The sequence below is a fragment of the Streptomyces sp. NPDC004838 genome, assembly GCF_053600955.1.
On sequence record NZ_JBSGAW010000024.1, the window covers coordinates 105,073 to 118,324 of the forward strand.

Genomic DNA, 13,252 nt, shown 5'->3' on the forward strand with positions numbered 1-13,252 from the left:
CCCTGCCGCGCGCCCCGGACGCGCGCGGCACCCGCGAGTCAGGGTTTTCGACCGGGCACTCGCCCGCGTACCGGACAGGGTGGAGGCGCGGCTCCGTACCCGGTGACCCGGCGAACCCGGTGAACCCCGGAACCGATTGGGGTCTTCCGTTCGGATCAGGCTGGATCAGGGATCGGGTTCTTCAGCCTCGGCCGTGGCGCAGCCGCTCCAGCGTCCGGTCCAGATCCGCCCGCTCGGGCCGGTTGTGCGGCAGCTTGGCGAGCACCGCGGCCATGCCGCAGGTGTTGGTGAGCGCGGAGAAGACGAGACCGCCCGCCACCCCGGCCGAGATCAGCAGCCAGGCCGGGTGCAACCGGCTGAGCCCGACGCCGGTCAGGACGAGGGTGCCCGCCGTGATCCGCACCTGACGCTCCATCGACCAGCTGCTGCGGGTCGCGCAGGCCGGGCCGTCGGGGTAGTGCAGCTCGTGCCCCCCATCGGCCCAGGCGCTCGTACCGCCGGAGAGGGTGATGGCGGTCACTCCCTGCTCGGCCAGCAGCGCGCAGGCGTTCTGGGACCGCGCGCCGGAGGCGCAGACGACCAGGATCTCGCCCCGGCCGGCCGCCTCGCGGATCTCGGGCAGGGCGCGGCGCACCTGGTCGAGGGGGACGTTGAGGGCGCCGGGCAGATGACCGGACGCGTACTCGCCGGGTGTGCGGACGTCGATGACGGTCAGGTCGTCGATGCGGGCACGGGCCTGCTCGACGTCGAAGGCGGACACGGACGCGTGGGCGGTACTCATATCGGATGCCATCCTTTGGGAAGGGGGTTTGACTGGACAGTCGCGGGAAGACGGCGGACCTCACTGAAGTTCACCGGTGGCCTCAAGGGCGTAAAATACCCCTAGGGGTATCAATGAAGGAGTTGTCGTGGAGCTGGATCTCGCAGGCGCCGAGCTGAAGGCCGTGCTGAACCGACTGCGCCGGGCACAGGGCCAGATCTCCGGGGTGATCCGGATGATCGAGGAGGGGCGCGACTGCGAGGAGGTCGTGACGCAGCTGGCGGCGGCGTCGCGCGCGCTGGACAGGGCGGGCTTCGCGATCATCGCCACCGGCCTCCAGCAGTGCCTGACCGACATCGAGGCCGGGAGGAAGGGCGGGGAGGACCCGGAGCAGATGCGGGCGCGGCTGGAGAAGCTGTTCCTGTCCCTGGCCTGAGACCGGGGTCCGGCGGCCGGGACAGGTCCCGGCCGCCCCGCGCCCGTAGGGGACCGGTCGCGACCCGCGCCCTCGACGGTGAGCGGGCTCGCCCGTGCCGTGGGCGTACGAGAGCGGTCGGCGCGGTTGCGGCTCGTGACCGCCGTCGCGGCAGGTCCGGTACGCGTACGAGGCGGGGCTCTCGGGCCTGTGACGGGACGCCGGTCCGGGCCCTTCGGCGTACGGAGCCGGGTTCCCGGTCCCGTACGGGAACGAGCGCCCGCGCCCGATTCCGTAAGGCCGCCGACCGCAACGCCGCACGCGCCCGATTCCCGAGGCCCGCACGCGCCCGATTCCCGAGGGCCGCCTGCGCCCGCTCACAGGACGCTGTCCATCAGCATCACCGCGGCGACCGCCAGCAGCGCGGCGGCGAAGATCCGCTGAAGGGTCGTGCCCCGGACCTTCCCCGACAACCGTTTGCCGTCCCACGCGCCGAGGATCGCGGCCCCGGTGAAGGGCGCGACGACCGCCCAGTCGAGCGGATCGGCCGTTCCGGTACGCGTCGTCAGCGCGGCGAGCGAGTTGACGGTGATGACCAGCAGGCTGGTGCCGACGGCCACACGCATCTCCAGGCCGAGGGAGCGTACGAGGGCCGGCACGGCGAGGAAGCCGCCGCCGACCCCGAGGACGCCGGTCACGGCCCCGAGGCCCGCACCCGCGCCGACAACGGCGGCGGGTCCCTTCCGTACCGCCTCCCCGGCGTCCGGCCGGGCCCGGAGCATCCCCACCGCCGCGGCGGCAGCGATGAGCGCGAACGCCCCGGTCAGCAGCGCCGGCGGCAGCCGTCCGGCGAGCGCGCCGCCCAGCGCGGCGGGCAGCAGGCCCGCCGCGGCGAAGAGCGCGCCCGTCCGCCAGCGCACCAGGCCGTCACGTGCATGCGCGAACAGCGCGGTGGCGGAGGTGGCGGTGACGATGATCAGGCTCGCGGTGGTGGCCGCGGCCGGGGTGAAGTCGAGGAGATAGATCAGCGCGGGGACGGCCAGGACGCTGCCACCGCCCCCGAGGGCCCCGAGGGCCAGGCCGACGACGGCCCCGGCGGTCAGAGCGAGGAGCAGAGTACTCACGCCGTCGAGCCGCCGTCGCCCCGCGCGTGTACGACGACCGGGAGCCCCGACCGCGCCCGTATGCCGCCCAGGACATCCACGGCCCGTGGACCGCGCGCGGCGAGCAGTCCGGCCCGTGGAGGCAACGGCGCTCCGGGCGCCAGGGCGGACGGGGGCGCTTGAACGGCGTACGGGGCCTGGCACGCGCCCCTTTCGCACGGTTCACGGACGTCGAGCGGTACGGCGTCGACGGCCCTACATCGAGCGGTCGTGCACCGGGCGGTCGTACATCGGACGGTCGTACATCGAGCGGTCGCACATCGGACGGTCGTACATCGAGCGGTCGAGGCCGGACCGCTCCTGTCGCCGCCGCCCGCCCGGTCACCGCGCCCCGCGTTCCCGCGACGGAACAGGGCGGTGCGGGATATGCGGGCGGTGCGAGAGGTACAGGAGGCAGCCATGGGTCAGCCGTCCGTGGAAGTGGACGTGGACGCGGACGTGGACGCGAACGTGAACGGAAGTCCGGCCGCGCGGGCGGCGTCGAACCCGTCGTCGATGGCGACGACATCGCGCCCGGCCGCGTCCAGCAGCGACGCGGCGATCGCGGCGCGCATGCCTCCCGCGCAGTGGACCCAGACGGTGCCGGGCGGTACCTCGCCCAGCCGGGACCGCAGTTGGTGCACGGGCACATGGACCGAGCCGGTGATCCAGCCCGCCGCCCGCTCGGAGTCCCGCCGCACGTCGAGAACGACCACGCCCTCGGTCTCGGTCTCGGTCTCGGTCTCGGTCTCGGTCTCGGTCTCGAGAGCCTGTCGCAGACCCGCGAAGTCGGCTCGCGGGAAGGACCGCGGGCGCTCCGACTCCCGTACCCACTCCTGCGGCGATCCGGTAGCGGCGGCGGCCGGCCGGTCGATGCCGACCCGCACCAGTTCCCGCTGGGCGGCGGCGAGCTGCCCGGCGGACTCGGCCAGCAGGGTGACCGGCCTGCCCCACGGGATCAGCCAGGCGAGATAGGTGGCGAGCTGTCCGCTCGCCTCGAAGTTGAACGACCCGGCGACATGGCCTTCGGCGAAGGCGATACGGCTGCGGAGGTCGACCACCCACTCGCCCTCGGCGAGCCGCCGCGCGATCTCGTCGGCGTCGGCGACGGCGGGCGGGGTCAGATCGACGGGACGGGGGCCCTGAGCGTTCACCGGGCCCATGTGCGCGTAGTACGCGGGGATGTCGTCGAGCCCGGCGAGCAGCTCGGCCACGAAGGTGTCGGCGTCCTTGAGCAGCGCCTCGTTGACGGACCGCTCCCTGCCGATGGTGGTGGCGTCGCCCTGTGCCTGCCCGGAGGAGCAGAAGCTGCCGAAGCCGTGGGTGGGCAGTACGGCGGTCTCGTCGGGCAGTTCGTCCGCCAGCCGGTGCACGGAGCTGTGCTGGGCGCGGGCGAGCCGCTCGGTGAGCCGGGGTTCGACCAGATCGGGTCGGCCGACGGTCCCGATGAGCAGCGATCCCCCGGTGAACGCGCCGACCGCCCGGCCGTCCTCTTCGAGGATGTACGCGGTGTGGTGCGGGGTGTGGCCCGGAGTGGCGACCGCCCGCAGGGTCAGGCCCGTGTCGATCTCGGCCCGGTCCCCGTCGGCGACGGGAACCCGCTGGTAGGAGACGTGGGCCCCGGCCGGAACCAGATAGGCGGCGCCGGTCTGGCGGGCGAGTTCGAGACCGCCGGTCACATAGTCGTTGTGCACATGCGTCTCCACGACATGGGTGATCCGCACGTTCCGGCGGGTGGCCGCCTCCACGACCCGGTCGATGTCCCGTGGCGGATCGACCACCACGGCGGCGCGGGTGCCGCCCGCCAGATAGCTCCGGTTGCCGAGCCCAGGCACCTCAACGGTGTCGATGAAGAACACTGCCTTGATCCTCTCCGCCTGATTTTTTACCCCCGGGGGTATGTCACTCACGTTAACAGAATTACCCCTGGGGGTATTCTCGGCGGGGAGTGTGGAGCAAGTCACGGACCTTCGGGCCACCCGCGTGTGGCGAGCGGGGCGCGGGCCGGACGGTGGGCGGCGGGCGCGGGCAGGCGGTGGCGCGGGCGGACGGCCGGCCGGCCGAGCGGCTGGGCCGTGTGCGCACGGGGCGGTGGCGCGAGGCGGGCCGTGTGCGCGGGGTGGGATGTCAGACGTCGGCGGTGAACAGCACCGCGCGGCCCGCTTCCGCCGCTCTCGCGTAGAAGGCGCGGACGTCGAGGAACCTCTCCCAGGTGTACGGGAAGTCCGGTTCGCCGCCCGAGCCCCGGTGGTCGTCACGGGCGGCGGGCTCGAGGCCGGGGCCGAAGAAGCGCTCGCGCAGCCAGGCTTCGCGCAGGGCCGCGAGGGCGGCGGCGACCTCACGGGTCTGGGCGGGGTCGACGAGGGTGACGATGTAGTCGCAGCCGTCGCCGGCATCGTGGGCGGCACCGGTCGCGATGCCGGTGCCGGTGGCCGCACTGGTGGCCGTGGCCGTGCCGGTGCCGGGGCCGGTCGGTCCCGTCGGGAGCGCGTGCGCGGAGGCGGTCAGGAGGCGACCGCCGAGGAAGGCGTACGAGAGCGGGTACGGTCCGCCGCCGAAGGTGAGGGTGCCGTCGGTCAGGCAGCGGTGGAGGGCGACCCACGCCCTGTCCGAGTCGACGGTCCAGGTGTCGTCCCACTCCTCCTCGATCGCCTCCACGTACGCCATCACCTCATCGCTCCCGGACCGGGCCAGCCGCTCGGCTTCGGCGGGCTCCAGGGCGAAGTGACGCCCCAGACCCGGCATGTCCGGCTTCTGCCGGTGGCGGTCGGCGGGCACGAGGCCGAGGAAGCCCGCGAGGAACAGCATCCGGGCCAGCGATCCGGGACCGGCGGGCTCACGGTCCGAACGGCCCGACTCACAGCCCGGCCCACCGCCCGAACGGCCCGGCCCACGGTCCGGCTCGCGCCCCGAACAGCCCGGCCGCGCCCCCGGGCCACGGCCCCGCCCGCCGCCCCGCTCAGTGAACATGCATGCCGCCCGTCATCTCGGGCTTTCCCCGCGGGACCAGGACCAGGGAGAGAACCGCGCTCACCGCCGCCGTCACCGCGAGGACGGTGTACGCGTCCGTGAAACCGGAGACCGCCCCTCGGGTGATGCCGGCCGCCGCGACCGTGGAGACCACGGCCACCCCGATCGAACCGCCCACCTCGTGGAAGGTGTTGACGACGGCGGACGCGAGGCCCGCCTCCCGGTGGTCGACCATCGCGAGCGCCGTGGTCGTCGCGGTCACGAAGACCGCGCCGACGCCGAGGGACGCGAGGGAGAGGCCGGGGAGCAGCATCGTATAGACGGAGGAGTCGGCGGAGGAGTCCGAGAGAAGGGCGAGGGGAACGCTGCTCACCGCCGCGATCGCCATACCCGCCACCGCGCAGGCGCGGCTGCCGACCTTCCCCACCAGCCGGGAGCCGAGATGCGCGCCGACGCCTACCGCGACGGCCACGGGCAGGAAGACCAGACCGGTCTTCAGCGGGCTGAAACCGCGCGCGTGCTGGAGATACACCGAGCTGAGGAAGAAGTAGGAGATGAGCAGCGCGGTGGCGACCAGCATCAGGAACGAGCCCGCGATCACCGGCCGCCGGGTGAACATCCGCAGATCCATCAGCGGGGCCCGGCCCGCGCGTTCGACGGCCGCGAACGCCGCGTACAGCGCGATCGAGCCGATAAGGCTCAGCAGGGTGATCGAGTCGGACCAGCCGCTGTCGCCCGCGCGGACGAGTCCGTAGATCAGGGAACCGGTGGCGGCGGTGACCAGCAGCGCGCCCGGAGCGTCCAGTCCCACCGGCCGGGGCGCGCGGGCCGGGACCAGGGCGGGGATGGCGACCAGCAGGGCGAGACCGACCGGAACGTTGACGTAGAAGATCCACTCCCAGCCGGGTCCGTCCGTCAGCGCGCCGCCCAGCAGCACGCCGACGGCCGATCCCGTACCGCCGATCGCCGCCCAGACCCCGAGCGCCTTGTTGCGTTCCGGGCCGTGGAAAGTCGTGGTGACGATGGCCAGCGCGGCCGGGGCGAGCAGCGCCGCGCCGACCCCCTGGGCGACCCGCCCGCCGATCAGCAGGGGGGCGCTCCGGGCGAGACCGGTGACCAGGGACGCGGCGGTGAAGACCGCCAGGCCCGCGAGCAGTGTGCGACGTGCGCCGAGCGCGTCCGCGAGCCGTCCGCCGAGCAGCATCAGCCCGCCGAAGCAGAGGGTGTACGCGGTGACCACCCAGGTCAGCGTCGCGCGGTCGAGATCGAGATCGGCGGCCATGTCGGGGAGGGCGACATTCACCACCGTCACGTCCAGGACCAGCATGAACTGCGCTACGCAGATGAGCGCGAGCGCCGCCCAGCGGCGGGGGTCGGCGGGGGCGGAGGCATGAGCGTCGGCGGACAGGCGACCGTGCCCACCGTCCCGGCCCTCGCCCACCCCCGGACCGTGATCACACTCCGGGTCGCTCTCCTGTCCACCCTGTCCACGCTCACGCTCGTGTTCATGGCCGGTCGCGGTCATAGGGACTCCTTGAATACGGGAAATACGGGAAATACAGGGAATACGCGAGATTCGGGGCATACGAGAATGGGCGCACGCACACATGAACCGTACAGTTCAGTTCACATGAACTCAACCGTACAGTTCACATCTGCACTAGGCTGAAGGCCATGACCGCGGACACCAGGCAGTCCCCCAGCGGGCCCCGCGCCGAGCGCAAGCGGCAGGCCATCGTCACGGCCGCCCGCACGCTGTTCCTACGGGACGGCTTCGGCGTCGGCATGGACGCGATCGCCGCCGAGGCGGGCGTCTCCAAGGTCACCGTCTACAACCACTTCGGCAGCAAGGAAGCCCTGTTCACCGCCGTGATCGCGGACGCGCTCGACGAACCCGTCAGCGATGAGTCCGCCGACGCCCTGACCCGGCTCGTCGACGCCGATGATCTGCGCTCGGCGTTCATCGGCACCGCCCGCGCCTGGGTGAACGCCGTCCGCGGTGACAGCGAGATCGCCGCGCTGCGCACCTTGGTCGCCACCGAGCTGCACCGCTTTCCCGAACTGGCCGCCGCCTGGCAGCACGGCAGCCCCACCAGCCACCACCCCGCGGTCGCGGACGCGCTACGCGCCCTGGTCGACCGGGGGCGGCTCACCATCCCCGACCTCGAGGTGGCGACCATTCAGCTGCACGCGCTGCTGGTCCATCCGCACCTGGTCTTCGGCCACTACGGCGCGACCATCGGCGACGAACTCACGGACCAACTCGTCGTGAGCGGAGTGGACATGTTCCTGAAGTACTACGCCCCACGCTGACCGGCACCCGCACCGGTACCCGCACCCGCCCTCGCACCCACACCGAAATCGGGCCCGCCACCGGGCGGACGCCGAACCGCCGCCGTCACACCCCGGAGTGGTCGTCCGCCACCATCACCACGCCCCGGTTCGCCGCCTGGAGTCCCGCCTGGAAGCGGGTACGGGCCCCCAGAACGTTCATGATCCTGCGCATCCGGCGCTCGACCGTGCGCTGCGCGACACCCAGACGGCGCGCGATGGCCTGATCGGTCAGGCCGGAGGCGGAGAGGGCCAGTAACCGTTCGTCGTCGTGCGACAGTTCACGGCCGGCGCTGCCCGCACCCGGCCAGAGCGGCACGGAGCGCTGCCAGAGCAGGTCGTACAGCACGAGCAGCCCGTCCAGCAGGGCGGACGGGTGCAGCACCATCACCTCGCGTATCTCACCGTCGGCCGCCGTCCGCGCCCCGGAGACCACGGAAGCCGCAGAAGCCTCAGAAACCACTGAAGCTTCAGAAACCGCGCTGACGCCGGAAGTCGCGGGAGTCACGGGAACGACAGGCCCGCCGTCCCCGCCGGGCGCGCCGGGGACGACCGGAGCCATGGAGACCAGCGCCACCCTGCGGTCCGCGACGACGAGCCGGAGCGGGACATCGGCGAGGACCCGGCTCTCCTCCCCCAGCCTCGACAGCTCACGGCACCGGGCGAGCCGCTCGGGCGACTCCAGCGAGCCGTGATCGTAGATCGTGCGGTGCCGGACGCCGCGCTTCAGCGACTCGCGCTGCAGGGCCGTCTGGTGGAGTGCGGACTGTACGGCGCAGGGCGGCCGGTCGAGCACCAGCATCTCGTCCCGTGTGGAGCGCTGCATCTCGAAGAACCTCTGGGCGACCGCCTCCCGGTCGGTCAGGACCTGGAGCGCCGGGCCGCCGTCCGCGTACTGCCGCGCCGAGCGGAAGTCATCGGTGAGCGAGGCCGCGACCAGCCGGGCGCGCTCGATCTCCTCCTGCCGCTGGAGCGCCAGCACCTCGATCGCCACGTCCGGCGGCGCGGGGCTGAAGCGGACCGGGCGGCTGGGCACGCGGGTCAGCAGCCCGCGCTTCTCCAGCGAACGGGTTCTGCGGCGGATGCGGGCGGTGTCCCAGCCGGTGGCCGCGGCGAGTTCGGCGACAGTCGCCCGAGGGCGGGTGAGGAGTGTCCGGTACAGGAACTCGTCGTCGGCGGGCACTCCGAGGGCGGCGAGTCTGCGCTTGTCGCGGCTTCCGGGGGCCTGGCCGCCCGTGCCCGTCATACCGCCTCCCAGCGAGCCCCAGCAGGGGTATTGACCGTAAGCCGGACCCATCGAAAGGTACAGACCTCTGCGGTGCCTCGCGGGCCGGAGCGGTGCGGATGGCGGGGCGGAATGCCGACAGTGACGGAAATCCGACTTCCCCCACTCCCTTCCCAATTGGTCCAGACCAAGTAGCGTCGAAGTTTGACGATTGTCATGTACGCAAACTTCATGTACGCCAACTTCATGGCCGCCGCACCGTGCGCCCCGGCACAGCGGAGGCCCCAGCACATCCGACGCCAACGCCAACGCACCCGTCGACGCCAAACCGCCCCAGCACCACCAGAGCGCCGCCCAGCACCCCCGTCCCCGCGCCACGCACAGCGTCCAGCACCGCACCACACCGAAACCCCGACTCACCGCCCCAGCACCCGACGCACCGCCCCCAGGCCACCCAGCACCGCGCCGAACACCCGAACGCACCACCCGCGCCAAACACCCGAACGCACCACACCGCACCACACCACACCGAAACCCCAACGCAGCACCGCCCCCAGCACCGACTGAGCACGGCCACACCCCCCTACCCCCCAGGGAGAGCCATGTTCAAGAAATCACCCCCACGACGTGCGCAGAGACTCAGGCTCCGGATCACCGCCCTCCTCGCGGTGCTCCTCCTCCCCCTCGCCACACTCACCGGCCTCGCGTCCCCCGCACAGGCCGCCGGCTCGCTCACCGCCACCTTCAGCACCCAGAACCACGGGTCCTGGTGGCGTGGCGTCTTCGTCATACGCAACAGCGCGGCCACCCCGGTGACCGGCTGGACCCTCGCCTTCGATCTGCCGCCCGGCACCACCCTCGGCGGCCATTACTACGGCGACGCCACGGTCAGCGGCAACCGCGTGACGGTCAAGAACGCCCACTACAACGCGACCATCCCCGCCAACGGCACCAGCGAGCCGTGGAGTTACTGGTTCCTGGCCACCGGCCCCGTCTTCACCCCGACCGCCTGCACGGTCAACGGCGACAAGTGCGACGGCACCCCCGACAAACCGCCCACGGCCCCCGGTAATCCGCGCTCCACGGCGGTGACCGCCCGTACCGCCTCCATCGCCTGGGACGCTGCCACGGCGGGCGACTACCCGGTCGCCTCGTACGAGGTCCTCAGCGGCGGCACCACGGTGGCGACCTCCACCACGACCAGCGCGACCGTCACCGGGCTGACCCCCGCGACGGACTACAGCCTCACCGTCCGCGCCAAGGACACCCGCGGCAACCTCGGCCCGGCGAGCACCGCGCTCGCGCTGAAAACCGTCGACCCCGCGACCGACCCGGTGCCGCCGACCGCGCCCGGCAATCTGCGCTCCACCGCCAAGACGGCCTCCACCGTGAGCCTCGCCTGGAACCCGTCGACCGACAACGTCCAGGTCGCGGCGTACGACGTCTTCCGCGACGGCGTCCTGGCCAAGACCGTGCCGGCGACGGCCACGACCGCGACCGTGGACGGTCTCTCCCCCGCCACCGGGTACGTCTTCACCGTCAAGGCGCGGGACACCGCCGACAACAGCTCGCCGGCCTCCACCGCCCTCACCGTCACCACCGACGACGTGGCCGGACCCGGCAACTACTACAAGGTCGGCTACTTCACCCAATGGGGCATCTACGGCCGCCAGTTCTTCGTCAAGAACCTCGACACCTCCGGGGCCGCGGCCAAGCTCGACGTCATCAACTACGCCTTCGAGAACATCGATCCGGTCAATCTCACCTGCCAGGCCGGAGTCACCAAGGGCGTCTCCGGCAATCCGCAGGACCCGAACGAGGGAACCGGCGCGGGTGACGCCGACGCGGACTACGGACGTCCCATGTCGGCCGCCCAGTCCGTCGACGGCGTCGCGGACGACGGCTGGGGCAAACTCCGCGGCAACTTCAACCAGATCAAGAAGCTCAAGGCCAAGTATCCGCATCTCAAGGTCGTGGTCTCGCTCGGCGGCTGGACGTTCTCCAGGTTCTTCTCGGACGCCGTCGCGACCCCGGCGGCCCGCGAGAAGTTCGTACGCTCCTGTGTCGACGTCTGGATCAAGGGCAATCTGCCCGTCTACAACGGCGCGGGCGGCCCCGGCACCGGCGCCGGAGTCTTCGACGGCATCGACATCGACTGGGAGTGGCCGGGCTCGGAGGGCCATCCGGGCAATGTCTTCAGGCCCGCCGACAAGGACAACCTCACCGCGCTGCTCGCCGAGTTCCGCAAGCAGCTCGACGCGCTCGGCGGCGAGCACCGGCTGCTGACCGCCTTCACCCCCGCCGACCCGGTGAAGATCCAGGCGGGCTGGGATCTGTCGAAGATCTTCAGCTATCTCGACTTCGCCAACATCCAGGGATACGACTTCCACGGCGCGGGCAGCGACAACTCCTGGGAGCCGAACCGCACCGGACACCAGTCGAACCTCCACCGGGACGCCCAGGACCCGTACCCCTTCGACTTCAGCATCGAGAAGGCCGTCCAGACGTATCTCGACGCCGGAGTCAACCCACGGAAGCTGACCGTCGGCTTCCCCTTCTACGGGCGGGGCTGGAAGGACGTCGCGAGCGGCGGCACGGGCGTCAACGGCGAGTGGCAGACGGCGAACGGCGCGGCCACGGGCCAGTTCCCCGAAGAGGCCGGCACGCGCGGCTACCACAACCTGATGACCAGCTACCCGAACATGACCGTCTACCACGACGAACAGTCCATCTCCACCTACGGCTACACGGGTCCCAACGGGCAGTGGTGGAGCTTCGACGACGCCTGGTCGATCGGTAAGAAGACCGACTGGATCAAGTCGAAGGGCCTGCTCGGCGGAATGGTCTGGGAGATGTCCGGCGACACCCCGAACGGAACCCTGATGAACGCGCTCCACGCCGGTCTGCCGTAACGGCGGATCGGCACGGAGAGGAATCTCCGCCCTGTACGGGTGGGGTGCGGGCTGTACCGACATGGTGCGGCCCGCACCCCGTCGTCGACGGATCACGACCAGCCGCATCGGACGCGCCGCCACGGCGCTGTCCCCCGCCTCCCCGGACCACCCGCCCGGACCGCCGCACACCGGCCCCCATAGGCCAATCGGGTGAACACCGCCTCGGCGGGGTTTGACGCCGTTACCTCGGGAGCCGCCCGGTGGATACACCGGGCGAAACCCCGAGCCCCGAGCCACGGCGTCCGACGCCCGGTGCGCGACGCCGGAGGCCCGGTGCTCGACCGGTGTGGTCATCCACTCAACAGGCAGGCGGATACGACATGAAGACCAAGCTGATCCTCACCGCGTTAGGCGCGACCGCGCTGGCGTCCGTGCTCCCGACCGCCTCCGCGTCCGCGGACGAGGTGCACAACGGCCACCGGCTGACCCTGCTGTCGATCGGCGAGATCGACGACCCGATGGAGGACGTCCTGGAACACGCGACGATCTTCGGCGAGACGCATATGACGCCCTGAGCAGCACGCCCTGAGCACCGCGCGGACCGGACCGAGCCGAGCCGCCCACACATCCACACGGCCGGGCGACTGGGCGACCGCGCGGCCCGGCGCATCCGACCGACCGCGTCACCTGCCCACCCGGCCGAGCGCGTACGAGCGGCCCGACCGGCCCTCTCCCCCTCGGCGGGAGGGGGCCGGGTCCGCGGACAGGCCCGGTCCGCAGCCGGCCCGCCACAGACAGTCCCGGCCCGCCCACCAGCCCCGGTCCGCCGCCGGGCGCGGTTCGCTGGCGAGGGGCCGCCGATGGGGTGATCATCGGACCATGAGCCCCGCGATCCATCTCGCCCAGCAGCCCGAAGCCGACGAACTGCTCGGCCGCAGTCCGCTCGCCGCTCTCGTCGGCATGCTGCTCGACCAGCAGGTCCCCATGGAGTGGGCGTTCTCCGGCCCGTACACCATCGCCCGCCGGATGGGCGGCGACGACCTCGACGCGGCCGAGATCGCCGCGTACGACCCCGAAGCCTTCGCCGGGCTGCTCAAGGAGAAGCCCGCCGTCCACCGCTACCCCGGAAGCATGGCCAAGAGGGTGCAGACGCTCTGCCAGTACCTGGTGGACGAGTACGGCGGGGACGCGAGCGCCATCTGGACCGGGGTCTCCAGCGGCACGGAGCTGCTGACGCGACTCAAGGCGCTGCCCGGCTTCGGCGAACAGAAGGCCAGGATCTTCCTGGCGCTGCTGGGCAAGCAGTTCGCCGTACGGCCCGAGGGCTGGCGTGAGGCGGCCGGCGCGTACGGCGAACAGGGCTCGTACCGCTCGGCGGCCGACATCACCGGGCCCGAGTCGCTCGCCAAGGTGCGTGCGCACAAGCAGGAGATGAAGCGAGCCGCGAAGGCGCCCAAGAAGGCGGGCGAAGACCGAACAGCCTGAATCCACTGAATAGCCTGAATAGGCTAAAAA

General features: G+C 71.9%; 11 protein-coding genes. 5 read left to right on the top strand and 6 right to left on the bottom strand.

Features of this window, described 5'->3' with window-relative positions; all coding sequences use genetic code 11:
* Positions 1 to 181: 181 nt before the first annotated feature.
* Positions 182 to 781 (bottom strand): rhodanese-like domain-containing protein, encoded by a 600-nt coding sequence (locus ACWEFL_RS25465; protein ID WP_451716687.1) that lies wholly within the window; start codon positions 779 to 781, stop codon positions 182 to 184.
* Between the two features lie 127 nt (positions 782 to 908).
* Here ACWEFL_RS25465 and ACWEFL_RS25470 point away from each other — a divergent pair, with 127 nt between their 5' ends.
* Positions 909 to 1,196: a metal-sensitive transcriptional regulator gene (locus ACWEFL_RS25470; protein WP_451716689.1), complete on the top strand. Its 288-nt coding sequence runs from the start codon at positions 909 to 911 to the stop codon at positions 1,194 to 1,196.
* Between the two features lie 356 nt (positions 1,197 to 1,552).
* On the opposite strand, the gene ACWEFL_RS25475 is transcribed toward ACWEFL_RS25470, so the two are convergent.
* From ACWEFL_RS25475 to ACWEFL_RS25490, 4 genes are all read right to left on the bottom strand, one after another.
* A complete protein-coding gene (locus tag ACWEFL_RS25475; RefSeq protein ID WP_451716690.1) occupies positions 1,553 to 2,299 on the bottom strand; it encodes a sulfite exporter TauE/SafE family protein in 747 nt (248 codons plus the stop codon).
* Positions 2,300 to 2,742: 443 nt separating this feature from the next.
* Positions 2,743 to 4,176: an MBL fold metallo-hydrolase gene (locus ACWEFL_RS25480; RefSeq protein WP_451716750.1), complete on the bottom strand. Its 1,434-nt coding sequence runs from the start codon at positions 4,174 to 4,176 to the stop codon at positions 2,743 to 2,745.
* 268 nt (positions 4,177 to 4,444) lie between these two features.
* On the bottom strand, positions 4,445 to 5,125 hold the full coding sequence (locus ACWEFL_RS25485) for a DUF1877 family protein (protein WP_451716692.1): 681 nt from the start codon (positions 5,123 to 5,125) through the stop codon (positions 4,445 to 4,447).
* Between the two features lie 151 nt (positions 5,126 to 5,276).
* Complete coding sequence (locus ACWEFL_RS25490; RefSeq protein WP_451716693.1) at positions 5,277 to 6,812, bottom strand: MFS transporter; 1,536 nt, start codon at positions 6,810 to 6,812, stop codon at positions 5,277 to 5,279.
* A gap of 149 nt (positions 6,813 to 6,961) precedes the next feature.
* On the opposite strand from ACWEFL_RS25490, the gene ACWEFL_RS25495 reads away from it, so the two are divergent.
* The gene (locus ACWEFL_RS25495) at positions 6,962 to 7,600 is read left to right on the top strand and encodes a TetR/AcrR family transcriptional regulator (protein ID WP_451716695.1); all 639 of its coding nucleotides are present in this window, start codon (positions 6,962 to 6,964) and stop codon (positions 7,598 to 7,600) included.
* Between the two features lie 85 nt (positions 7,601 to 7,685).
* Here the strand turns inward: ACWEFL_RS25495 and ACWEFL_RS25500 are convergent, their stop codons facing one another.
* Complete coding sequence (locus ACWEFL_RS25500; protein ID WP_451716696.1) at positions 7,686 to 8,864, bottom strand: helix-turn-helix domain-containing protein; 1,179 nt, start codon at positions 8,862 to 8,864, stop codon at positions 7,686 to 7,688.
* A 581-nt stretch (positions 8,865 to 9,445) separates the two neighbouring features.
* Between ACWEFL_RS25500 and ACWEFL_RS25505 the strand changes: the two genes are divergently transcribed.
* The 3 genes from ACWEFL_RS25505 to ACWEFL_RS25515 all read left to right on the top strand — a co-directional run bounded on the left by ACWEFL_RS25505 (position 9,446) and on the right by ACWEFL_RS25515 (position 13,222).
* On the top strand, positions 9,446 to 11,755 hold the full coding sequence (locus ACWEFL_RS25505; RefSeq protein ID WP_451716698.1) for a glycosyl hydrolase family 18 protein: 2,310 nt from the start codon (positions 9,446 to 9,448) through the stop codon (positions 11,753 to 11,755).
* A 362-nt stretch (positions 11,756 to 12,117) separates the two neighbouring features.
* On the top strand, positions 12,118 to 12,312 hold the full coding sequence (locus ACWEFL_RS25510) for a hypothetical protein (RefSeq protein ID WP_451716700.1): 195 nt from the start codon (positions 12,118 to 12,120) through the stop codon (positions 12,310 to 12,312).
* Positions 12,313 to 12,616: 304 nt separating this feature from the next.
* Positions 12,617 to 13,222, top strand: a complete 606-nt coding sequence (locus tag ACWEFL_RS25515; protein WP_451716702.1) for an HhH-GPD-type base excision DNA repair protein — start codon at positions 12,617 to 12,619, stop codon at positions 13,220 to 13,222.
* Positions 13,223 to 13,252: the final 30 nt, after the last annotated feature.